The 22,399-nt window shown below is 65.0% G+C and carries 18 protein-coding genes and 2 pseudogenes; 10 read left to right on the forward strand and 10 right to left on the reverse strand.

Features of this window, described 5'->3' with window-relative positions:
- Positions 1-252 precede the first annotated feature (252 nt).
- Positions 253-707, reverse strand: a pseudogene (locus ACP7EG_RS25255) (IS5 family transposase); the annotation flags it as partial.
- 163 nt (positions 708-870) lie between these two features.
- Positions 871-1,890, reverse strand: coding sequence for a tyrosine-type recombinase/integrase (locus ACP7EG_RS25260; protein ID WP_426089824.1), 1,020 nt, complete (start codon positions 1,888-1,890; stop codon positions 871-873).
- A 221-nt stretch (positions 1,891-2,111) separates the two neighbouring features.
- Here ACP7EG_RS25260 and ACP7EG_RS25265 point away from each other — a divergent pair, with 221 nt between their 5' ends.
- On the forward strand, positions 2,112-3,134 hold the full coding sequence (locus ACP7EG_RS25265) for a DNA-binding protein (RefSeq protein ID WP_426089825.1): 1,023 nt from the start codon (positions 2,112-2,114) through the stop codon (positions 3,132-3,134).
- Between the two features lie 141 nt (positions 3,135-3,275).
- Here the strand turns inward: ACP7EG_RS25265 and ACP7EG_RS25270 are convergent, their stop codons facing one another.
- The 3 genes and pseudogenes from ACP7EG_RS25270 to ACP7EG_RS25280 form a co-directional block, all read right to left on the reverse strand.
- Positions 3,276-3,785: a hypothetical protein gene (locus tag ACP7EG_RS25270; protein ID WP_426089827.1), complete on the reverse strand. Its 510-nt coding sequence runs from the start codon at positions 3,783-3,785 to the stop codon at positions 3,276-3,278.
- Between the two features lie 38 nt (positions 3,786-3,823).
- Positions 3,824-4,003 (reverse strand): annotated as a pseudogene (locus ACP7EG_RS25275) (DUF1801 domain-containing protein); the annotation flags it as partial.
- Positions 4,004-4,055: 52 nt separating this feature from the next.
- Entirely contained in the window at positions 4,056-4,664 is a 609-nt protein-coding gene (locus ACP7EG_RS25280) for a hypothetical protein (protein ID WP_426089829.1), read from the reverse strand.
- 189 nt (positions 4,665-4,853) lie between these two features.
- On the opposite strand from ACP7EG_RS25280, the gene ACP7EG_RS25285 reads away from it, so the two are divergent.
- The 3 genes from ACP7EG_RS25285 (at position 4,854) to ACP7EG_RS25295 (ending at position 8,714) form a co-directional block, all read left to right on the forward strand.
- Complete coding sequence (locus tag ACP7EG_RS25285) at positions 4,854-5,840, forward strand: VirK/YbjX family protein (protein ID WP_426089831.1); 987 nt, start codon at positions 4,854-4,856, stop codon at positions 5,838-5,840.
- An 11-nt stretch (positions 5,841-5,851) separates the two neighbouring features.
- On the forward strand, positions 5,852-7,225 hold the full coding sequence (locus ACP7EG_RS25290; protein ID WP_426089833.1) for a serine hydrolase: 1,374 nt from the start codon (positions 5,852-5,854) through the stop codon (positions 7,223-7,225).
- Between the two features lie 124 nt (positions 7,226-7,349).
- Positions 7,350-8,714 (forward strand): serine hydrolase domain-containing protein, encoded by a 1,365-nt coding sequence (locus ACP7EG_RS25295; protein WP_426089835.1) that lies wholly within the window; start codon positions 7,350-7,352, stop codon positions 8,712-8,714.
- A 3-nt stretch (positions 8,715-8,717) separates the two neighbouring features.
- On the opposite strand, the gene ACP7EG_RS25300 is transcribed toward ACP7EG_RS25295, so the two are convergent.
- The 3 genes from ACP7EG_RS25300 to ACP7EG_RS25310 form a co-directional block, all read right to left on the reverse strand.
- Positions 8,718-9,071, reverse strand: coding sequence for a hypothetical protein (locus ACP7EG_RS25300; RefSeq protein ID WP_426089837.1), 354 nt, complete (start codon positions 9,069-9,071; stop codon positions 8,718-8,720).
- On the reverse strand, positions 9,068-10,621 hold the full coding sequence (locus tag ACP7EG_RS25305; protein ID WP_426089839.1) for an EAL domain-containing protein: 1,554 nt from the start codon (positions 10,619-10,621) through the stop codon (positions 9,068-9,070). The genes ACP7EG_RS25300 and ACP7EG_RS25305 overlap by 4 nt, the downstream gene beginning before the upstream one ends.
- A gap of 92 nt (positions 10,622-10,713) precedes the next feature.
- Entirely contained in the window at positions 10,714-12,219 is a 1,506-nt protein-coding gene (locus tag ACP7EG_RS25310) for an MFS transporter (protein WP_426089841.1), read from the reverse strand.
- Between the two features lie 63 nt (positions 12,220-12,282).
- Here ACP7EG_RS25310 and ACP7EG_RS25315 point away from each other — a divergent pair, with 63 nt between their 5' ends.
- Positions 12,283-13,179 carry a LysR family transcriptional regulator gene (locus tag ACP7EG_RS25315; protein ID WP_426089843.1) on the forward strand — a complete coding sequence of 299 codons (897 nt, stop codon included), beginning with the start codon at positions 12,283-12,285 and terminating at the stop codon, positions 13,177-13,179.
- Here the strand turns inward: ACP7EG_RS25315 and ACP7EG_RS25320 are convergent.
- Positions 13,176-13,748 (reverse strand): helix-turn-helix domain-containing protein, encoded by a 573-nt coding sequence (locus tag ACP7EG_RS25320; protein WP_426089845.1) that lies wholly within the window; start codon positions 13,746-13,748, stop codon positions 13,176-13,178. The genes ACP7EG_RS25315 and ACP7EG_RS25320 overlap by 4 nt on opposite strands.
- Positions 13,749-13,828: 80 nt before the next feature.
- On the opposite strand from ACP7EG_RS25320, the gene ACP7EG_RS25325 reads away from it, so the two are divergent.
- Entirely contained in the window at positions 13,829-14,359 is a 531-nt protein-coding gene (locus ACP7EG_RS25325; RefSeq protein ID WP_426089847.1) for a GNAT family N-acetyltransferase, read from the forward strand.
- 13 nt (positions 14,360-14,372) lie between these two features.
- Here ACP7EG_RS25325 and ACP7EG_RS25330 read toward each other — a convergent pair whose 3' ends face one another.
- Positions 14,373-15,563: a low temperature requirement protein A gene (locus ACP7EG_RS25330; protein ID WP_426089849.1), complete on the reverse strand. Its 1,191-nt coding sequence runs from the start codon at positions 15,561-15,563 to the stop codon at positions 14,373-14,375.
- A gap of 168 nt (positions 15,564-15,731) precedes the next feature.
- Here ACP7EG_RS25330 and ACP7EG_RS25335 point away from each other — a divergent pair, with 168 nt between their 5' ends.
- From ACP7EG_RS25335 to ACP7EG_RS25350, 4 genes are all read left to right on the forward strand, one after another.
- Positions 15,732-16,190: a hypothetical protein gene (locus tag ACP7EG_RS25335; RefSeq protein ID WP_426089851.1), complete on the forward strand. Its 459-nt coding sequence runs from the start codon at positions 15,732-15,734 to the stop codon at positions 16,188-16,190.
- Positions 16,191-16,650: 460 nt separating this feature from the next.
- Entirely contained in the window at positions 16,651-17,028 is a 378-nt protein-coding gene (locus tag ACP7EG_RS25340) for a hypothetical protein (RefSeq protein WP_426089853.1), read from the forward strand.
- A gap of 180 nt (positions 17,029-17,208) precedes the next feature.
- Positions 17,209-20,877 carry a hypothetical protein gene (locus ACP7EG_RS25345; RefSeq protein WP_426089855.1) on the forward strand — a complete coding sequence of 1,223 codons (3,669 nt, stop codon included), beginning with the start codon at positions 17,209-17,211 and terminating at the stop codon, positions 20,875-20,877.
- Positions 20,874-22,373: an endonuclease/exonuclease/phosphatase family protein gene (locus ACP7EG_RS25350; RefSeq protein WP_426089857.1), complete on the forward strand. Its 1,500-nt coding sequence runs from the start codon at positions 20,874-20,876 to the stop codon at positions 22,371-22,373. The genes ACP7EG_RS25345 and ACP7EG_RS25350 overlap by 4 nt, the downstream gene beginning before the upstream one ends.
- Positions 22,374-22,399: the final 26 nt, after the last annotated feature.

Consider the following 22,399-nt stretch of genomic DNA (forward strand, 5'->3'; position numbering starts at 1 on the left):
CCCACATCAAGGCCTTCTGAGTCTCGGTGTAATAAATGCGTGGTTTCTGTTTCATCTTCAACACTCCTGTAACCTGGGCGTTTAGGTTAGAGTGTTGCGACCACCGATTGAATCCGCAGCCAGAAGCCTTCATTGAAAGGAAAAAAATGGAAAGCACTGATGGAAAGTTACGAGGTTCATGCCATTGTGGAGCTGTAAGATTTCAAGTTCAACTTACCGACGGACTCAAGACGGCACGGCGCTGCAACTGCTCCTATTGCCGCATGATATGCTCGCCACCAGAGGCAGTCCGCGTTGATCAACGAGCAGATGGTGCTTGCAACCGAGCTTGCCGCGGCCGGTGGGATTGGGGCCGGTATGCTGTCCGCCGAGGGGGGGGATGGCACGCTGGCCGAGTCGACACTAGCGCGTTCCCATTGAATCTGGTCGTATTCCCGCAAGTGCTGCAGCATGGCGTCATGGATGCGTTGCCAGCTACCCGCCTGTTGCCAGGCATGCAGGCGCCGCCAGCAACTCATGCCGCTGCCGCAACCCAGTTCACGGGGAAGGTATTCCCAAGGCAAACCGGTCTTGAGGACGAACAGGATGCCGGTCAAGGCGGCGCGGTCGTCAATGCGAGGACGCCCGCCTTTGGGAGAAGGACGATGTGCTGGTAGCAAAGGCTGAATCAGCGCCCACAGGTCGTCAGGAAGAAGTGATTTAGCCATGGCGCGGCCCCCCCGAAATGATGTCAGGTGGGTTGGACCAGCTTCGGGGCCGTTTGTTTCTCTGGACGACGTTTTGTTAGGCGTTCTAAGCCATGGTGCGAGCGTTAGGACTGGCCGTCCTGTTCGCTGCCAGACCAATGCCAGCAAGGCGCTGTCGGGCGCCTCAGCCCGCCGCCTTCTTCTTCGCCTTCAACAAACTCCCCGCCGCATTTTCCTCGAAGCGCCCCGCTTCTTCTATATAGCCATGCACGGTGCCGTCGTGGCGCCAGCCGCCCTGGCGCTTGATGGCCTGGAAATCGGCGCCCGCGCGGTGTGCGCTGGTGGCCATGCCGCGGCGCAGGCTGTGGCTCGATAGTTCTGGCACGTAATCAAGCGCCGCCATCCTGGCGCAGCTTGCCAGGATGGTGTTGATGCTGCTGGCGTGCAATCCCTTCGCTCCCACATGGCCCCACTGGTTGACGGTACGCAAGAGCGGCCCCGTGCGGATATGCGCCACGCCCAGCCAGGCGCGCAGGGCTGTTGCCGGACAGCAGACGCCGTCGCCGAACGGAATCGCCTTGACGATGCCCTCCCCCAACTGATCCGTTTTCGAACGGGGCAAGGTGATCACCATGCCCTGCGGCTCCCAGCTCACGTCTTCCAGTGTCAATCCCGCCAGTTCGCTACGGCGGAAACCGCCAAAAAATCCCAGTTGCAGCAAGGCGCTGTCGCGCAGGGCCTTGACGTTGCCCAGCGCGGCCAGTCTGGACACGATCAACTCCAGGTCCTCCAATGGCAGCGCCTTGGCCTTCTTTTTCGGCTTGCCGTGCAGGCGGGCGATGCCGGCCAGGGTCTTGCGCACGGTGGGCGTGGACGCGGGGTCGGCAAAGCCCTGATACACATGCCATTGCGACAGGGCCGTCAGGCGCAGGGCCAGGGTGCGCGCGTTCAGGCTGTCCGCATACGCCATCAGGTAACGGATGACGGTCGACTCGTCGGCGGGCAGCGCCCCGCCCCACGCCTGGAAGTGGCGGATGGCGGAACGGTAGGTGCGGCGCGTGTTGTCCGACGTGGCGGCGGCGAGAAACGCCTGGTGGCGCGCGGCCAGCTCGGCAGCGATCAGGGCGCCGTGTAACGGTGCAACGGCGATGGCGGCGTTTTTCGAAGGGGCAATACGGCGTTTCGAGAGGGGCAAATCGGGCATGGCGGCAGCGAAATCGCGGTTTTGTACTGGGAGACACACAGAATACCATGCCAAACACCCCCATAACACGCGATAAGCGATCTTATCGCGACTTATATTTCTCAAGAATCATCGAAATTTATATCGTAATATGATGCGATATTACGTATCATGTAATACGTTACTAAATTTCGCTCATAGGTGGTTTCATGGCCCGCACCGGCATTTTGTACTCTGATGTTATGAAAGCAGCCAAAATCGTCGCTGCCGATGGACGTAATCCCACGGTCGACAGCGTGCGTGAAGCGCTGGGCAGCACGGGCAGCAAAAGCACCATCGCTCCCCTGTTAAAACGCTGGAAGGAAGAATTTCAGGGTGCTGGCGCCGTGAAGACGGAGTCCGGCTTGCCGGCCGAGCTGATGGAAGCGATGCGCGGCGTGTATGACAAGCAGCAGCGCGACGTGGCGCAGCAGCTGGAAACGGGCATGCAGCAGAATCGCGCCGAACTCGATGCGGCGCTGGAAAAACTGAAGAAGACGGAAAGCGAACGCCTGAAGCTGACGGAGTCGCGCGCCGCCCTCACCCAGGAATTGCGCGCCACCCAGCATGCGCTGGCACAACTGAAGGAAGAACATCATTTTCGCGCCGTCACCCTGGCCACCTTGCACAGCGACAACGCGGGCCTGACGCAGCGCCTGGCCGACCGGGGCGAGGAAATCGCCGCCCTGAACCGCCAGCTGGCGCAGGTGCGCTCGCAGTTCGACCATTACCAGGAAGCGGCCGCTACCCAGCGCAGCGAAGAACGCGCCCAGGCGCAGCAGCGTGTAAGCCGGCTGGAACAGGACAACGCCCAGCTGCAGCATCGTTTGCAGGGCCAGCAAGCGACTCTGGTGCAGCAAGACATGCGCCTGGCGCAGTTGCAGGCAGAACAAACGCGCTTATCGGGCGAAGCGGCCGCCGACCGCGCAGCGCTGGCCACCGTGCGCCCCGAGCGCGACCAGTTCGAATTTCAGTATCTGCAGGCGGCCGCGTCCGCCGATGCCTTGCTGGCCAAGCTCGATACGGCCCTGCTTGCGCTGAACGACGCCAAGGTGGCGCTGGCCGCGCAAGACCGCCAGCTCGACATGCTGGCGGAACATGGGCAAATAGCGCAGCAGAAAATGGACGCATTGGCGCAGGAGCGCGATGGCTTGCTGCGCGACCATGCCGGCATGGCGGCCAGGCTGGCCCTGCTCATGGATAGCCAGGAGAAACGCAATGTTTGAACCCGTCTACATGGTCTGGGATTGATATGATGGCCCCAGAACACGGATCGCCTTGCGCGAGGATTTACTGTTTTCGCCATACGTGTTGCGGCGGTCTTTGGCGTAACTGAGGTGTTTCTTTTCTTGCGGTGTTTTCATGAGCTACAGGCGGCGATTCAGCACGCTGTCGATGTCGTGGGTGGCCAGTTCAAGCTCGACCACGCCGTCTTGCAGCCAGTAGCCTTCACCTCCCCGTTGTAGCGTATCCATGTCGAGCGTGCCCAGCGCTGGCGGGATGGCGCCGGCGAGCAAGGCCGCCACGTCGTCCCATGCCGCATACAACAGCTTCAGATACCAGCCATCGTCGTGGGCAAAGGCGAGAAAGCGGCCGCGCAAGGCCGGCAGCGGCGCGAGCGCTCCATGGTGGCCGAGCAGCGCGGCCACATCCGCATCGCCGGGGGCCGGCGGTGCGCCCTGCCAGTCGGCCCAGGCATGGCTGCCGCAGGCGTACAGGTCTTCCTGGGCCAGGGCCGCCAGTTGCTGCCGCGCCAAGGTCTGATAGCTGGCAGGCTTGCTGGCCGTGCCGGCGCCGCCCTTGCGCAGCACGATGCCGTCCGCGTCCTGGAGGGCGGGGATGACATCCTTGAATTCGATGCCGGAAACGACAATCATGCGCGTCACCGGGTCGTGCCAGATATACAAATAATGTCTCAAGTGTTCGTCCGCTTTGGTGTCGGTGCTGTATTTGCCGTCACGGCGGCGTGTATCGCGCCTTGAATGCCGCAGTGTCGAGGGTGCAGGTCGATAGCCCGGCGCGTGTTACCGTCCAGGCTGGCATTGAACAGGTCGGCCGGATCGGGCAAGGCGGCGCCCTTGGCGAAGGTGAGTTGCGTGCCGGTGCTGCTTTTTTCATGGACGATATCTCCGTTCCTGCCGCCTGCCTTACTGCGCTGGATCGGCCATGCAATTGAGCAGCGCGGCAAGGAACTGGTCGCGCAAGGCCTGGTACTGCGCATCCGTCGCGAATTCCCGCTTGTCCGGCGGCTGATTGAGCAGATAGGCGGTGGCGACCGTCCCGCTGGCGGCATGCAGCAAGGTGTATAGACTGATCACGCCGGACGATCGGGTGATATAGGGGTTGTTCAATGCTAGCACTTCCACGCCCTGGCGCGTCTCCCTCTCCAGCGGCACCACCTGGGGCGGCTTGCTGTTGGCCGACATCTGCTGCATTTGTGCCAGGATGGTGTCGTGGTCGGCGGCAAACCGGCCGTCGGCGCTGCGTTCGATTTTCAGATTCACGAACGGCAAGCTGCCCTTGTGGAACAACATCAGCCGATAGCCGTCGGCCACCGATACCCGGCCTTCTCCCGTTGCCAGCTTGACGCTGCGCGTCGTCACGTGCGCGGGCAAGCGGTCTTGCTGCCGGAACTGGAATTCGCTGCGGTTGATGCATTGCGCCAAGGGCCCCAAAGGATCGGCCGTACGGTCTTGCGCCTGGGCGACCAGTGCGGCGAGCAGTGCGGGGATGGCAAGCAAATGGCGGTGCTTCATGGGCGATACCAGTCATCGAATTAAGGTACGGCGAGCATAACCGTCCGTATTACTAGAAAGCAAATGTTTAGTTGTCATCCTCTAAACGCCTGTGGGGCTAGCGTCTTAATATGAAATTCACCTTGCCTGCGTAGCATTCAAATTGGCAAGGCTCTCATTGTGCAGCGCCTGCCATTTTCCGGCAGAACCATGAATGACATCGTTTCAACCTTGCGCCACGGCGCCGCCGTGCCGCTCGTTGTGCCACCCGCAGTGCCACCCCCTCCCGCCAGCGGCCACCGCCTGAAAGCGGCGCTGGGCGCCCTCTTCTTTCCCCGCCAGCGCACGCGCTGGCAAGCTTTCCTGGGCAGCATGCCGGGCTTGAGCTCGCTGGCGCAGCTGCATCCCTGCCTGCGCTTCAAGATTTACCGGCCTTATGCTTCGCGCCAGCTCGCTTGCGCGGATCGCCTGGCCTTGCTGGAAGGGCACTACCGCTTCCTGTGGCAGGCGGGCGCGCGCGCGCTGGTCGAGCGCGCCGCGCGCCAGCCCCTGGTACTGGCCGCGTTCGAAGGCAAGGACGGGGCACTGTACCGTTTGCAGCTGACGGCCATCCACGACAGCTACCGCGAAGGCGAACTGTGCCTGCGCCTGACGCGCGACGGCCAACCCCTGTACCTGGCCAGTTTTTTGTTCCTGCCGCGCGCCGATGGCGTCTCCCTGCAGCTGGGCGCGCTGCAAGGCTTGCGCTCGGAGGCAGGCAAGCTGGCCGTCAAGGAAGCCACGCGGGCGCTGCACGGATGCCGTCCGAAAAACCTGATGGTGACGGCCTTGCGCGACTTCGGTGATTTTTTTGCTTGCAATAACCTGTTTTTGATCAGCAATGACAACCGCATCGCCCTGAATGCGCGCCGGCGCCGCCATATCGCCGCCGACTACGACCTGGCGTGGCAGGAATTGCACGCCCTGCGCATGCGCGACGGTAATTATCACTTGCCCTGCGCACCCTACCGGGTGCCGGATCTGGCCGAGGTGCCATCGAAGAAACGCGCCGATGCGCGCCGGCGCGGCGAATTGCTGCAATGCATGTCCGCCGACATGCGCGCGCAGCTGGCGGCCATGCTCACCGCGCCATCTTGCCAAAACGGCCATCTTGTCAATGAAGCTGTTATGCTGTATTCCCATCAATCACTTACCTGACGGAATCGACGATGCTCCCACGCTTGCACATCCTGCTGCTATCCATGCTGTCCCTGTCCAGCGCCGCCGCCCTGGCCGCCCCCGCCCTCGATGCCGCCGTGCGTGAACGGGCAGAAACATTGGTGCGTGACGGCAAGCATGCGAGCCTGGTCATCGCCGTGATCGATGGCAAGGACAGCGCCGTGTACGGCTTCGGCCGCGCGCGGCCCGGCGACAAGGGCGTGCCCGATGCCGACACCGTGTATGAAATCGGCTCCGTGACGAAAACCATGACGGGCTTGCTGCTGGCGGACGCCGTCGTGGCAGGCAAGGCGCAGCTGGATCAGCCGGTGGCCGCGCTGCTGCCCGCCTACGCCATCCCCGCGCTGGCTGGCCGGAACATCACCTTGGCACAGCTGGCCACGCACTTTTCCGGCTTGCCCCGGCTGCCCGCCAACCTGGCGCCGGCGGACATGCGCAATCCCTACGCTGACTATGCCGAAGGCCAGTTGCGCACCTTCCTGGCCGGCCATGCGCTGGCGCGCGCGCCCGGCGCCGCGTATGAGTACTCGAATCTGGCGTATGGCTTGCTGGGCACGGCATTGGCCACGCAAGCCAATATGTCTTACGAAGAACTGCTGCAAGCGCGTATTTTCCGTCCGCTGGGCATGGCCAGCAGCTCGGCAGTGACCACGCCCGCCCTGCGCGCGCGCCTGGCGCCGGGCCACCTGGCCGATGGCAAGCCGGCCGCGAACTGGGATTTCCTGGCCATCGCGGGGGCGGGCGCCGTGCGTTCCAGCGCGCGCGACATGATTGCCTACATGCAATCGTATATGCGCGCGACCAGTCCCGCGCAGCAACTGGCCGTGCAGCCGCGCCAGGTGCTGGCCGGCACAGGCGATGGCGACGGCGTGAAAAAGATCGGCCTGGCGTGGATGCTCGACCAGGTCAAGGGCCAGCCTTTCGCCTGGCATAACGGGCAGACGGGCGGCTATGCCAGCTTTGCCGGCTACACCCTGGACGGCAAACGGGGCGTGGTAGTGTTGAGCAGCACGGCGCGCGACGTTGACGCCCTGGGCGTGGGCGTGCTGCTGCCCGGCAGCCTGCCGCCGCCAAATGCCCCGGCGCCGAAGGAAATCGCCATCGCCCCGGCCGAACTGGCCCAATATGCGGGTCAGTATGGGCTGGCGCCCACGTTTGTCCTCAGCGTGCGCCAGGGTCCCGACGGCTTGCTGGTGGGCGCCACGGGCCAGGGCGAAGCACCCGTGTACGCCAGCGCGAAAGACACCTTCTTTTACAAGGTGGTCGAAGCGCAACTGGTATTCCAGCGCGACGCCCAGGGCGCCATCACGGGCGTCGTCCTGCACCAGAACGGCCAGGCGCTGCCGGGCAAGCGCAAACCTTAGCAAAGCGGCAAAAGTGGCATAAAACTCAGGCGGCCTTCATGTTGGCGCCGTATCCTTCCCAGGGCATGCCAGCCACCTTATCCAGGCGCTGGCGTGTATTCGGCCCACCCTGGACAAGGTTCCCATGACACCCACTTTCGCCCTCCTCCCCCTTTGCCTGCTCGGTAGCGCCGCCCTGGCCGCGCCCGTCCTCGACGACGCCGTGCGCCAGCGCGCCGAGGAACTCACGCGCACGGGCATGCACCCGAGCATCGTCATTGCCGTCATCGACGGCAAGCACAGCGCCGTGTACGGCTTTGGCAGCGTGCATGCCGGCAAGCACATCAAACCGGGCATCGATACCGTCTACCAGATCGGCTCCATCACCAAAACCATGACGGCCTTGCTGCTGGCCGACGCCGTCGCCGAGAACAAGGTCACACTCGATGAGCCGGTAGCCACTTTATTGCCGGGCTATACGCTGCCCGCCTTCGACGGCAAGACGATCAGCCTGCTCGACCTGGCCACGCACTATTCTTCGCTGCCGCGCCTGCCCGACAACTTCGCGCCGAAAGACCCGGCCAACCCATATGCCGACTACTCGGAAGCGAAGCAGCGGCAGTTTCTCGCCGCCTACCATTTGCCCCGAGCGCCCGGCAGCGCCTTCGACTATTCGAACATTGGCTATGCCGTGCTGGGCACGGCCTTGGCGGCGCAGGCCGGCAGCAGTTATGAAGCGCTGCTGCAAAAGCGCATCGCGGTGCCGCTGGGCATGCGCTCGACCTCGAACCGCCCCACGCACGGCATGCTGGCGCGCCTGGCGCCCGGCCATTTGCTGTCGGGCGAGCCCACACCCGCCTGGGAGCTGAACGTGGTGGCGCCGGCCGGCGGCGTGTATTCGAGCGCGCGCGACATGGTTGCCTACCTGCAAGCGTATATGTTCAAGCCGCTGCGCCCGTATGCGCTGGCGATCAAGCCGCAGCGTCCGCTGGCGCCCGACAGCGATACAAAAATCGGCCTGGCCTGGCTGCTGGAGCAGCAACAGGGGCAAAGCTACGCCTGGCACAGCGGCCAGACGGGCGGCTACACCAGCTATGCGGCGTTCACCACGGACGGCAAGCGGGGCGTGGTGGTGCTGACGAACACGGCGCGCACCGTCGATGCGCTGGGCTTGTCCGCCTTGCTGCCCGGCACGCCTTTGCCAGCGCTGAAAAAGCCGCAAACCGCGATCGAGTTGCCGCGCGCAACGTTGGCTGAATACGTGGCCGAGTATGTGCTCGAGCATTCCCCTGAGGAACATTTCACCTTGACGGTGAGCCAGGGCAAGCAGGGCCTGGAAGCGGCCGGCACCGGTGTCGGTTCGGCGTCCCTGTTTGCCAGCGCGAAAGACCAGTTTTTCTTCCGTGCCATCGAGGCGGAACTGGCGTTTACGCGCGATGCGGCGGGCAAAATAGTCAGCGCCGTGCTCAGGCAAGGCGGTCAGGACGTGGTCTTGCCGCGCAAGCAGTAGCGCTCAGGCGACCGGGTCTTGCATGAATTGTTCGACCCGCTCGACAAACGCCGCCTTGCTGCGCGTGCGAAACTCGCCCAGGAAAGCGTCGCTGCCCCGAACGATCTTGCCGTGGCGGTCATATTCCACCTTGGCCATCTCCAGCACGAATTCGCCAGCGGGATCATCTTCCGGCTCGAAATGCGAGTTGAAGCAGTAGCCGCTGTCGCGGCAATGACCCCACAGCAGCAGTGCGCTGCTGAACCATTGCATGGTATCCGGGCCAGGCTCCACCTCGAACAGGGTGTTGACGGTGAGGTGCCAGCCGCCGGGCACGCGCAGCGGCTGCAGGGGATACGAAAAGCGTGGCTGTTTCATATGGACGATGGCGCGCGGCGCGCCCGATAAAAGGTGAGGAACTCGGCAGCCGGCAGCGCTTTGGCGAACAGCCAGCCCTGGCCGAATTCGACCTTGCGTTCGCGCAAATAATCAGCTTGCTGCTGCGTTTCGATGCCTTCGGCCACGATCAGCATGTTCAGGGTGCGCGCCATGTCGATGATGTGCGGCGTGACGCTGCTGGTGGCGGCGTCCGTGCCGATGGTGTCGACGAAGGATTTGTCGATTTTGAGGGCGTCGAGCGGCAGGTTTTGCAGGCTCGACAGACTGGAGTATCCCGTGCCGAAGTCGTCGATGGCCACCGCGTGGCCGCGCGCTCTGGCCTTGTCGATGGTGGCGCGCGCCGCTTCCACGTTGATGAAGCCCCGCTCCGTTGCTTCCAGCCAGATCTGCTGCGCCTCGATGCCGGTGCCGTCCAGCGCGCGCTCCAGCACCTCGAGCACCCGGCCCGTTTCGATATCGCTGGCGCACAGGTTGATGGCGATGTGCAGTTCGCGGTCAGCCAGCAGCGCGGCGCGCATGTCGGCGATGACGCAATCGATCACCTGGTCGGTGATGGGCAAGATGAGCTCGCTGTCCTCGGCGACGGGAATGAACAGGTCGGGCCGTATCATGCTGCCGTCGGGACGGCGCCAGCGTATCAGCGCCTCGGCGCCCACGCACACCCCCGTGTCGAGCGCGATGATGGGTTGATAATGGACAAAGAATTCGCGCCGCTCGATGGCGATCTTCAGTTCGCCCATCAGCGACAGGCGGCGGCGCGACAGCCACACGACGATGCCGACGATGAAGGCGGCCATCAGCAGGCCCAGCGGCAAGAGCAGCAATTGCTCGCGCCGCAGCCTGTCGTTCAGCTTGCTGCGCGGTTCGATCATCACAGCCGTCAAGCCATCGCGGTACAGCAGCGCATGGATGCTGCCGTCCGCCGTTGGCTTGCCGGCGAGCAGGGCTTGCACCAGCGCCGGATCCGGATGGTGCAAGGTGTCGAGCACGCCGCCCTTGCCGATGGCCACGGCCATCTGGATATCGCTGTCGACGATGACGTCGGAAAAGCGCACGGGATCGATCAGCACCTTGTAGGCGCGGTAAGTCAGCCCTACCATGCGCTTGCCGCCGCTGACGACGGGGTGCAGGTTGAAATCGATGCCCGTGCCATTGGCCAGGGTCAAATCGGCGGGCGTGATGGCGATGCGTGTCTCCTCCATGCCCGTGGACGTGCATTTGAGCAAGCCGTTTTCGACATAGCCGATATCGTCGATGCTGCGCGTGGTGATGGTGATGCGGCGCAGCTGCTGGATATGCGCTTCCGAGCACGGCGCCAGGTCCAGCGCATCGGCGCTGCGCAGCGCCATGCTTGCCGAGGCGATGGAACGGTGGGCGCGCTCGAGCGCGTAGCCGGCCAGCAGGCGCAGGCGTTCCTGCTCGCCCTGCTCTGCGCGCACGGACGACAGGTAAAAGGCCAGACTCAGGGGAGCTGCCACGCCGATGACGGCGACCAGCACACTCGTGACGATGATGCGTTTTCTGCGCATATGATTACCTGCGGTAGTTATATGAATGCCATGTATTTCTCGATGGCATCATATTACAAGCAGAGGCGGCGCACGCGGAACTTGCTGAACAGTTACACTTTTTCCGCTTTTTGCACGGGCCTGGCCAGCACGAACACCAGCGCCGCCACCACGGCTGCCAAGCCGCCAGCCAGGTACAGCACGCTTGCAAAGCCGTCGATGAAGGCATGGCGCGCCGCTTCCTGCGCCACGGCCTGCATGGCGGGCGGCAACTGGCCGAAGGCGTCGGCCGCGTTGCCGGCGACGATGCGCCCGATCATCTCGGGCGAGGCTTTCAAACCGTGCAGCCACGCCAGCTTGTCGAACGAGTCCGCCGTGCGCATGGCCAGCACGGCGCCCAGCGCGCCCACGGCCAGCACGATGCCGACAAAACGCGTGGTGGTGCTGATGCCGGAACCCATGCCAGTGCGCTCGCGGGGAATGCAGGCGAGGATGGCTTTTTGCGTCGTGCCGTTCAGCAATCCGGCGCCCGCCCCCGTGATGACCATGCCGGCAGCCACCCAGCCGTACTGCAGGCTGGCGGCGGCCAAGGCCGTGGCAACGTTGCCCACGGCGACGATCAGCAAGCCCGTCACGAGGATGCCGCGATCATCCAGAACCCGCATGGCGCGCGGCGCAAGGCGGGAAAATACCACCATGGCGACGGCAAACGGCAGCATGGCGCAACCGGCCAGCACGGCGGAAAAGCCGAAGCCGTTCTGCAGGTACAGCGGCAAAAAGGTCATCATTACCTGGGCGGCGATGGCGTAGCCAAACATGCCCAGCACGGCGCCGACGAAGACGCGCCGGCCAAACAGCGATAAATCGACCATCGGTGCGCGCTGGCGCCGTTCCACCAGCACGAAGACCAGCAGCAGCGCCGCGCCGGCCGCAAAGCGCAGCATGGTGGCATGGCTGGACCAACCCGCCACGCTGGCGTCGATCAAGCCCCAGATGATGCAGAACAAGCCGGCAGAAAACAGCAGCGCACCCGCCGGGTCGAAACTGGCGTTGGAGGCATCCTTCGACTCGTCCACGTGCTTGCGTACCAGCAGCATCAGGATGGCGACGACGGGCAAGTTCAGGTAGAAAATCCAGCGCCAGTTGATGGCGCTCGTGATCAGGCCGCCCAGCAGCGGTGCCACCGTCATGGCCACGCCCATGGCCGCGCCCCACACGGACCAGGCGCGCGCCCTCTCCTTTTCCGCGTGAAACGTGTGGCCGATGACGGCCAGCGCGGACGTCAGCAGCAGCGCCGCACCGAGGCCCTTGATGGCGCGCGCCACGTTGAGCACGAACGGCGTCCACGCCAGGCCGCACAGCAGGGACGCCAGCGCGAACACGGCGAGGCCATACAACATGACCCTGCGCCGTCCCAGGCGGTCGGCGATGCTGCCGGCGGGCAAAAGGAACGAGGCGAACGCCAGCATGTAGGCGCTGACCACCCATTCCACGTCGACGAAGCTGGCGTTGAGCGAGCGGGCGATCGAGGGCAGCGAGACGGCCACGACGTTGGTATCGAGCATGATCAGCGCACACACGCCCGAGCACGTATATAAAGTCCAGTTGGTATTTTTCATGCCTGTATTTTAAGCAGGCTTGTATTATTTTCTGTTATAAGACAGGCGCCTTATAATTCACCCATGGTGAATACAGACAAAGAGATGGAATTGCGGCATTTCCGCTGCGTACTGGCCGTGGCGCACAGCCTGCACTTCGCGCGGGCGGCCGCGGAACTGGGCATTTCGCCGCCCGCGCTGACCAAGCAGGTGCAGGAAACGGAACAGTTGCTGGGCACGCGGCTGTTCCAGCGCAGCAAGCGCGCCGTGTCCCTGACGGCGGCCGGAGAGTTGTTCGTCATCGAGGCCACGCGCGCGCTGGCGCAACTGGCGCAGGCGCAGGACGTGGCGCGGCGCGCGGGTCGGGGCGAACTGGGACGGCTGGAAATCGGCTACGTGGCTTCGGCCGCATACTCAGGCGTGCTGCAAGACCAGTTTTCCCGCTTTCGCGCCAGCCACCCCGGCATCCATATCAGTGCGCGCGAATACGCGATGGATGCCCTGCCCGGCTTGCTGGACCAGGGCCGCGTCGACCTGGCCTTTGTGCGCCCGCCCCTGCACTTGCCGGACGGACTGGACAGCGTGGTGTTGCTGCGCGACCGCTTCGTGCTGGCCGTGCAGGCCGACAGCCCGCTGGCACGCCTCGGCGTCATCGGGCCGGCCGCGCTGGCGCAGCAGGCGTTCATCGTGCCGGAACAGGAATTGGGAACATTGGAGGTGAGCCGGCGCGGCGGCTTTGCGGCGCAGGTGGTGTCGCGCCCCGGCAGCCTGGTGGCCGTGCTGACGGAAGTGTCGCTGGGCGTGGGTTGCGCCATCGTGCCCCATTCCGTGATGGCCAGCGTGCAATTGCCCGGCGTGGTATTCCGCGAGCTGGCAGCGCCGCAGATCAGCTCGGAAATCGCCGTAGCCTTCCGCCGCCATGAGCAGGCGCCCGCCGCGCGCACCTTCATCGCCCAGTTGCGGGCAGCGGCGCTGGCTTAGCCGCAGTTCTTCAATACCGCCACGGCGTAAGTGCAAGCGGTCGCCGTTTCATTCTTGAACACGCAGTCGGCCGGCGGCCCCAGCTCCAGGCAGTCGCCCGCGTCCAGCACGTGGCGCGTATCGCCTTCGATGAAGACGAGGCTGCCGCTGAGTGACCAGATCAGCTGGCGCCGCGATACATAGGCGGCGGCCGGCATGGCCACCACCGCGCCGGGCGGCAAGCTGATATGCACGAGGTCAAGCGGCATGTCGGACGCGGGCGACACATGGCGCCGCACATAGCCGCTCTGCGGATCGACCCACACGGGCTGCTCGGCCTGGCGCAGCAAGCGCCCTGCGCGCATTTCCGCGCGGGCGATCAGTTCGGACATGCTCAGGCCGAAGGCACCCGACAGCCGCGCCAGCAAGGTGGCCGTGGGGCTGCAATCGCCGCGCTCCACCTTGTGCACCATCGCGCGCGACACGCCCGAACGGGCCGCCAGCTCCGTCAGCGACCAGCCCAGGTTTTCCCGCTCAAGGCGCACCCGGGCGCCGATGCGCTGGTTCAATTCGTCTGGTTTAGTGGACATCTATGGGATTTTATTGGACAAGTGGCGGGTGGCAATCTATGATTTGTCCATTATAGTAGACGACTAGCAAGGAGATCAATATGCAGATACGCGATGCCCACGCGGGCGACATCGACGCCATTACGGCCATCTACAACGATGCCGTCAGCAATACCCTGGCCATCTGGAATGAACGGACGGTCGATGCGGCCAACCGCGCCGCCTGGCTGGCCGACCGCCAGCGGGCCGGCTATCCCGTACTGGTCGCTATCGATGCGGAAGGAACTGTCGCTGGCTACGCCTCGTTCGGCGACTGGCGCCCGTTCGAGGGTTTTCGCCATACGGTCGAGCATTCCGTGTACGTGCGCGCGGATCGCCGCGGCGCCGGCGTCGGCAAGGCCTTGATGGGGGAATTGATAGAGCGGGCGCGTGGCCTGGGCAAGCATGTGATGGTGGCGGGCATCGAAGCGGGCAATGCCGGCTCGATCGCCCTGCACAAGCAGCTGGGCTTCGCGGAAGTGGGCTTGATGCGCCAGGTGGGCACCAAGTTCGGCGCCTGGCTGGACCTGGCGTTCCTGCAGCTGCAGCTCGACGCGCGCAGCGATCCGGACGGCATTGCGCCGCCCGGATAAGGTCAGGGGGACGTCAAGGATCGATCTCCGGCGGCGGGCGGCGCAGCGCCATATGTTCCCACACGGCCACCAGAACCAGCACGCAGCTGGTGATGCAGGCCAGGGTCAACGGTGAATACAGGCGGCCATACGCCATCGGGATCAGCGCCAGGATGATCAAGATGCCCAGCAGATGCGACAGCGGCGGCGTGGCACGGTCGTTGCTGACCCATTTGAATAGCGCATTGCCCAGCAGATACAGGATCGGGCCACCCAGCAAGGCGCTGATGCCGGCAAAACTTGCTTCATCCGGATGCACCAGGGCCAGTTCATCGGCCACGGCGGAAACGATCACGCCGCCCACGATCAGCACGTGGATATACGTGTACGCCTTGCGGGCGATGCGGCCCGGGTCCTTCGAATGGGCGATGCGGTGATGACCCGCCTCGGCGCCCGTGTCGAAATAGATCCACCACATGGCGATGCTGCCGGCCAGAGCCGACAAGAAGCCCAGCCAGTTGCCGGGCGTCCATTCCAGGCCCGCAAAGGTGGCGCCCGTCACCAGCAGGGATTCACCGAGGGCGATGATGACGAACAGGCCGCAGCGTTCGGCCATGTGACCGCCATCGACATCCCAGTCGGCCGTCGAAGAACGGCCCAGGCCGGGCAGGCCGAACTGCATCCATGGTCCCGCCAAATCGATCAGCAGGGCCGCGCCCCACCAGAAGATGCGCTGCTCAGGCGACGCCACGCCGCCGGCGATCCAGAAAATGCCGGACAGCACGGCCCACAGCGTGATGCGCTGGAAATTGCGGCGGCGCGCGAGTTCTTCATGGCGCACGGCCCACCAGGCGAACAGGGGCCTGCCCACCTGCATGGCGACGTACGCGCCCGCAAAGCCCAGGCCGCGCGTACCGAACGCTTCGGGTATCGAGGCCGACATGATGAGGCCGCCCAGCATCAGGGCGAACAGGCTGATGCGCACGGGAATGCGCTCGGGGTCGAGCCAGTTGGTGATCCACGACGTGAAGATCCACACCCACCAGACGGCCATCAGCAGCAAGCCCGTCTGCAGCCAGCCCATGGCGGTCAAATGCGCCAGCAAGCCATGCGACAGTTGCGTGACGGCGAACACGAACACCAGGTCGAAGAACAGCTCGATCATGCCCACCTTGCCGCTGTCCTGCCCACCGCGCTGACGCAGCAGGGAAATGCGATTATTCATTTTTTTCCTTGCATAAATATCGGACCGGCGCCCGCGGCGGCGGCCAAAACGGCACGATCATAGCAGATGGGGATGGCGGCCATGGCGGCGCGCTGCGGTCGGCAGGCGTTTGCTCTTCCGGCCGAATTTCGCTACGATGGGCCGCATGCGCGGGACACCACCTCTACCATGTATCAGCTGAATTGGCGCGGCCCCTGGCTGGCTGCCGTGCTGCTGCTATCGCTCGGCGGCGACGCCCCGGCGCTGGCGCGCCAGCTGGCCGAACCGGCCCCCGCGTGCCGGGCGCCGCAAACCATGGCGCTGACGGTCAACAGCGACGCCATCGCCACGGCCAGCAACGATATCAATGACAACACCCTGGTGGCGCTGCGCGCCAACGGCACCGCGTATTGGACGGTTTTATTGTCGACAGCGAATATCCTGCTGCAGCTGGACGCCGACCGCGGCGATACCATCGTGACGTTCCAGAAAGGACTGGCCCTGCGTTTCCAGGCCCTCGGTCCGCAGCAATATCAAATCCTCATCAATGGTCCCATTCTCGATGACGGCACGCAGTACACGCTGACTGGCAAAGTGATAGCCGTTTTTGAACGCTGTCCGGTCCCGCCCGCACCGGCTGCGCAATAAAGCCGCGCATGCCATCTATTTAAGTCAATAAACCGTTTATATTCAATTGCATTGCCTGTCAGGATAGCCTGCCGCCGCGAAAAATGGCCGGCGGTGTTTTCCCGCGCCACGCCTGGATGGCGCACCATTACTGCCTTTGCGACAATTCGAGAGAATCGCGCAAAAAAATAGGCATAGAATCGCTACTCGTGATGTGCAAGAGCCGGCATGGTTATATTTCGAATCGCCGGAAACTATTTTTCGAATAAGCAAATAAAAGAACATATTAATCAATTCCGGATTGACTAATATCAAATGTCTTGTCTTTATTTGAAATTGCGTATTGTCCCGCCATATTTTTATGGCATGGTCGCAAAGCCGTTGCAATACCGTTTCCACCGACTTACCCAACTGCCCCGGACCTGTCGGCCACGGGGCGCCCACCGCAAGTGCAGGCCGAAATCACCTCATGGAGAATGTCATGTCTAACTTACCTCGCGTCGAAGTCACCAACCATACGCTGGCCTCCGGCCAAAGCGTCACCACCAACACCACGCCGAACAGCATCGCGCTGTCCATCGCCAGCAGCGACAGCAACAACCAGACCGGCATCGCCTTCCAGTTCCAGGGCCGCACCACGTACTGGAATCCCAGCGTCAGCACCGGTTTCACGACGGCCAAGCTGGCAAGCGACACGGGCAATGGCGTCGTCACCTGGAAAGCCGGCCTGACGGTTACCTACTCGCCGCAGAGCACGGGGCTGTATAACGTGCTGCTCTCCGGCGACATCGTCGACGGCGGCACCGTGTATGCCTACACGGGCTTCGTGCTGGCTACCTTTACCTCCAACTCGCAGTAAGCGGCGGTTCCGCGCCCGCCTGCGGGCGGGCGCCCTGGATGGCCGCCCGCCACCGCATCCAGGCAAGCAGCCTGGCCATCCGACGCCCTTCCGGGCCCACCCGTTGTAAACGATTGCGATACCGCGCGGCCGCCATGCCGCCGCATCGCAGCCCGAGTCGCGTCTTGAGTGGAGGTAGTCATGGGTTTCAGCTTCGTCGCCACCGATCCCGCCAGCAAGGTCAGCCTATATGAATCGCCGCCGCAGGCGGACCATGCCTGGGCCGGCTACCTGCTGCCGCCCGTCGCGCCGCCGGCCACGCCGCCGGACAGCATCAGCTATGCCGACAGCCTGTCGCCGCAGCGCATGGGCGGCTACGTGTTTGCCAGCGCCCGTCCGGCGGCGCTGGACGCGGCGCCCGGCCCCTTCATCGCCGCCCTCGCCGCGTATATCGACCAGCAGTCGCCGGCGCCGGGACTGAACCTGAACGCGCTGCTGTGGCTGCGCGACGCCGATGCAGCGCCGGCCGATTCCTTCAAAAACTACGGCTGCAGCTACAGCTATAACCAGCTGACCAAGGGCTTTGCCACCAGCAGCAATGTCAATTTCCGGCTGGGACAGGACCTGCTGTTCAACGTGCTGTCCGGCGTCGGCCTGTCCATCGACGCCGCCAGCGGCAGTCTGCGGCTGGCCGCGCCGCTGGCTACGCCGCCGGCGCTGGCCTTCCAGCGCAACGCCAGCGATATCGGCATACGCGTCACGGGCAGCGGCAACACGATCCGCACGTTCGTGCCGCTGGCAGGCCCGAATGCGGGCTGCCTGACGTTTACGGCCACAGTCAACCCTGCCGTCACCTTCGGCCCCGGCGGCCTGGCCGTCGGCTTCCCCCTGAGCGCGCGCGACACGGCCAGCGGCCAGCTGCAGCAGCTGTTCTACCCGGCGCTGAGCGCGCCCGCCGCGCTGTCGGCCAACCTGGCCTGGGTCGGCACGGTCGACCCGCTCGATCCCTACAATCAGAAGCTGTCCGCCAAGGCCAGGCTGGAAGGCGTATTGCGCTGCGGCTTGCTGCCGGCCGGCCAGCCCGCCTTGCCGTCCACCTACCGCACGGCGCTGGGCCATGCGACGACCTTGCTGCCGCTGGGCGCCACCAGCGGGCAGCCGCCCGTGGTCGGCCTGCAGTCGGGCGCCCTGGCCTTTGGCTGCGCCGCGCGGTCACCCTCTCTGCCCGCTACCAGCAAGGCCCTGCTGATGCCGGCCGGGCGCTTCGGCCTGAGCGTCGGCGGCCAGGCTGCCGGGACGCAGACAAACTTGTTATGCGGCATCTTCGGCTCCGAACAGCTGAGCATGACCACCTATGATGGCGCCGCGCCGGAGAATGACAGCCTGCTGTTCGTGCCCGCCTCGCCCGCCTACGCGTCCGTCTTCCCGTTCCAGGCCGCGACGCTGGATTTGCCCGATTCTGGTAACGTGGCCACGCCGCTGACGGCCGTTTACCTCAGCTCCTGGGCCAGCGTGCTCAAGGGCGGTGCGGCCGTGCCGCAATACCATGCGGAGCCGGCGGGCAGTCCCATGTACGGCCTGCCGCCTGCCGCCCGGGCAGCCGCTTTGCTGCGCGCCGTAGCCGCCGATACCGTGCTCGCCTCGACCCCGCCCGCGCTGCCCGTGCCACAGGGCTCCGCACATGCCTTTCCCCTGCTGCCGTATGGCGGCGCCGTCAGTGGTGGCCCGCTGGAGATCAGCGCCTCCCTGCTGTCGAGCTTTGAAAGCAGCATCGTGGCCGCCACGCGCAAGGCCGTCATTTCCAGCGGCGCCGGCGCCACCTGGCAGGCGCGCGCGGCCGCCAGCCACCGCGTGCGCGGGCTGGCCGCCGGCGAGGCGGTGGCGGAAGCGCCGCACTACCGCACCACGCCGCAGGGAGCTGTCGCCACCGTGTCCAGCCAGGAGCAGGACCAGGATGCCTTCCTGTCGGTGACCCTGGGCCAGACCCTGGGCGGCGGCAGCCAGGTCTTGCCGTTCGGCTTCCGCTTCCCGGACGCTACCTTGCAGGATGCCTTGCAGACCAACCAGCTGTTCCTGGTGGCCGTCAACGCGGCCCACCTGTCGGACGGCGGCGCGCGTTTCGACAGTACCGTGGGCATCGCGGGCTGGACCATGCAAGCGCAGGTGGGCCTGGGCGTGACGCCCACGTCCTACCGCAACGTAATGCTGCTCAAGTATTGCAGCGGCAGTGTCAGGGAACGCGTCGCCAATCCGAACGCCTGGTCGGGCGCGCCCGATTTTTCGCTGGCCGCCGACGCCGGCCCCAGCGTCCAGGGCATCGCCTACACGGGGCTGTCGCAGTGGTTGCAGGATGTCATCGAAGCGGCCGAGGTGCTGGCGGCGGACAAGCCCGAATCGCCGTACCGGCATTTCCTGGAACTGGTCAGCGATCCCGCCTGGACGGGCGTGCTGGTGCTGCAGGCGGACCTGGATCCGTCCAGTCTGCCGGCTGGCCTGCAGGGCATCGCGGCCGGCCTCGACCTGACGCGCTTCGTCGCCCACCATTTCGGTTTCACGGCCAGCCGCGTGACGGTGCATGGCGACGGCAGCATCACCCTCGACGGCAATTCCAGCACCTTCGGCCTGGTCGACTACCAGGATCCGGCCTTCGCCGCAGGCCAGCGCAACGGCTTGCCGCCCGATACACCCATCGCCCTGCCCGACACCGACAACTATGCGTTCCGCGTGCTGCAATTGCAGGTGCTGTTCGACAATGCCGTCATCAAGACCTTCAAGAGCTACGTGCAGCTGGCCGTCAACGGCTTGCTCGGCTCGCGCGTGACGGCCACCACCTTCGGCGGCAATGCGATGCCGAACAACGGCGTGGTACTCGACGGCAGCTATATCGACCAGAATGGCACCGGCATCTACATCTTCGAGCAAGCCACGCCGTCGATATTCAGCCTCGACAGCAACCTGTTGCGCCACGTGGCTTTCCAGCGCATCCAGTTCAACTGCCTGGGTACCATCGACGCGGGCGCGACCGTGCTGAACCGTTTTTCCGTGTGGGGCACGCTGGACTTCGCCAGCCTGGACGACCGCACGGGCGCGGTGCTGGACCTGTTGTCGTTCGGCGCGCTGGCGCCGGACCTGCCGCCGGATGGCGCAGGCCTGGCCTTTTCCAACCTGGTGATCGACATGCGCTATCCGCAGACGACGCCGTCGGCCGTGCGCTTCGACGAGGTGACGGCCAACCTGGCCTACGACCTCGACGCCAGCCAGGCCAGGCCGGACAGCCTGTTCAAGGGCTTCGGTCTGGAACTGTCGGGCTTTATCGCCGCCGCCGACGGGCAAAAGCCGGCCGATTTCGGCTTCCTGCCCGTCAGCACGGCGCTGAACCTGGGCACGCTCGACGGGCCATGGCACGGCGTCGTGTACGACGTCACCATGGGCGGGCCGGGCGCGCTCGTCTCGGCCGCCGGCTTCCATTCGACCCTGCTGCTGGCCTGGTCGCCCGCCAGCACCGCCGGCGACGACGAGCAAGCCGTCTTCGTCGGTCTCTCGCTGCCCGGCGCGGCGCCCGGCGCCAGGCTGATCAGCCTGCAAGGCATCTTCAAGCTGGCCATCGACAATATCGGGCTGATGCGGCAAAAAGTGCCCGACGGCGACTCCTACTATTATTGCCTGCGGCTCGACAATATCGCCATCAAGTTCCTCGGCATTGCCAAGCTGCCGCCCGACGCGAACATCCAGTTCTTCCTGTTTGGCGACCCGAAGAATACGGGCAGCCTGGGCTGGTATGCCGCGTACATCGCCGATGCGGCCGCCCGGCAGGAGCCGGCACTGGCCGCGCTGCCATTGCCTGCCATTTCATTGGGGAGCGCAGCATGACCAACGTCGTGTACTGGAATATCGAGAACTTCGGCATCAACAAGGTCAACAATCCCAGCCGCAAGCGGCCCCGCTATGGCGAAGGCGGCCGCTGCGGCGGCAACCTGCCGGCCGTGGCCGCGCTGCAGCGCCGCAACCATATCCTGACCATACTGCGCGCAACGCAGCCCGATATTTTCGTCCTGATCGAGGTGTCGGCCAGCGCGACCGGCGCTGGCGACCTGGCGCCCGCCACGGGCGGCCTGCAGGGCGCGATCTTCCTGCTGCAACAGCTGCGCAACGACCCCACCGACCCCAACCGCGATGCCTGGCGCATGGTGCCGCCGCTGAAAGTGGGCACGGGCGGGCGCACGGAATCGGTCGCCGTGCTGTACCGCGGCATATCGGGCACGGCTGGCACGCCCACGGAAGTGCGGCGCTATTTCACGGGGCCGAACGTGTGGACGGGCGGCGGCGTGTCGGCTGTGGCGGCCGGCGCCGTGCCCGCCGCCTACCCGGTCGGGGGCGCCGGCGCGCCCAATATCCAGGATTTGCTCAACCCGCAAGGCCAGCCGGCGCGCACCATCCCGGCCGGCGCGCAGTACAACGGCGGCCTGGCCGAGGGCATGGCGGCGGCGCGCATCGCCTTCGCGCCCGCGCCGGCGCCAGCCGTGCCGCCCGTCGTTGGCGGTCTGGTCAATTTCAACGGCTTGCGCCAGCCCTTCATGGTCAGTTTCGTGGAAACCAACCAGGCCAACGTCATCACGCGCAACCTGACCCTGTTTGCCGTGCATGCGCCGCCCAACCACGGTGGCGCCACCAATTTCATCAATATCCTGCTGCGCGGCGTGAACGACGTGGCGGCGGCGCCTGCCGGCGCGCCGCACAATGAAATCAAGCTGATCTGCGGCGACTTCAACCTGAACGCCATCTACGCTCAGCCGCCCGGGGCGGGCGGGCGAACCACGGCCTACGACCAGTTGCGCACGATCAACTACGTGCCGCTGCTGAACCCGCCGCCTGCCATGCCGGTGGCACCGAACCTGACGCTCGACGCGTATCAGGGCTACCTGGCCACGCATATCCGCCCCAAGCGCACCAAGCAGCAGCTGACGCAGCAATCGCGCTTCCTGTGGTCCGACAATACGGCCGGCGGCGCGCTGCTGGCGGCGCCGTATCCGGGCTATAACTATATCGGCAGCGATATGGTGAGCAACTTTTTCTCGATCGACAATATGCTCATCAACCCGCTGGTGCCGGCGAATAACTACCAGTTCACGGTGATGAATCCCGTGTCGGGCACGCCGTTCACGGCGGCGGGCGCCATGCCCCCGGACGTGCCCATCGGCACGCGCCCGCTGCCCGCGCAATTTACGAACTTGCCTGCCGGCATGGCCTGGCCGCAATCGCCGGCGGCCGTGTATGCCGTAGGCCAGGCGCGCACGCTGAACGGCTGGGCCAATTACGGCTATCTGCGCAGCACCAGCGACCACCTGGCGCTGTTTGCCGTGCTGTAGACAGAGCGTCGGGCGGGTGCAAGCGT

It is taken from the genome of Janthinobacterium sp. PSPC1-1 (assembly GCF_049897625.1).
GTDB classification, from domain to species: Bacteria; Pseudomonadota; Gammaproteobacteria; order Burkholderiales; family Burkholderiaceae_D; genus Janthinobacterium; species Janthinobacterium tructae.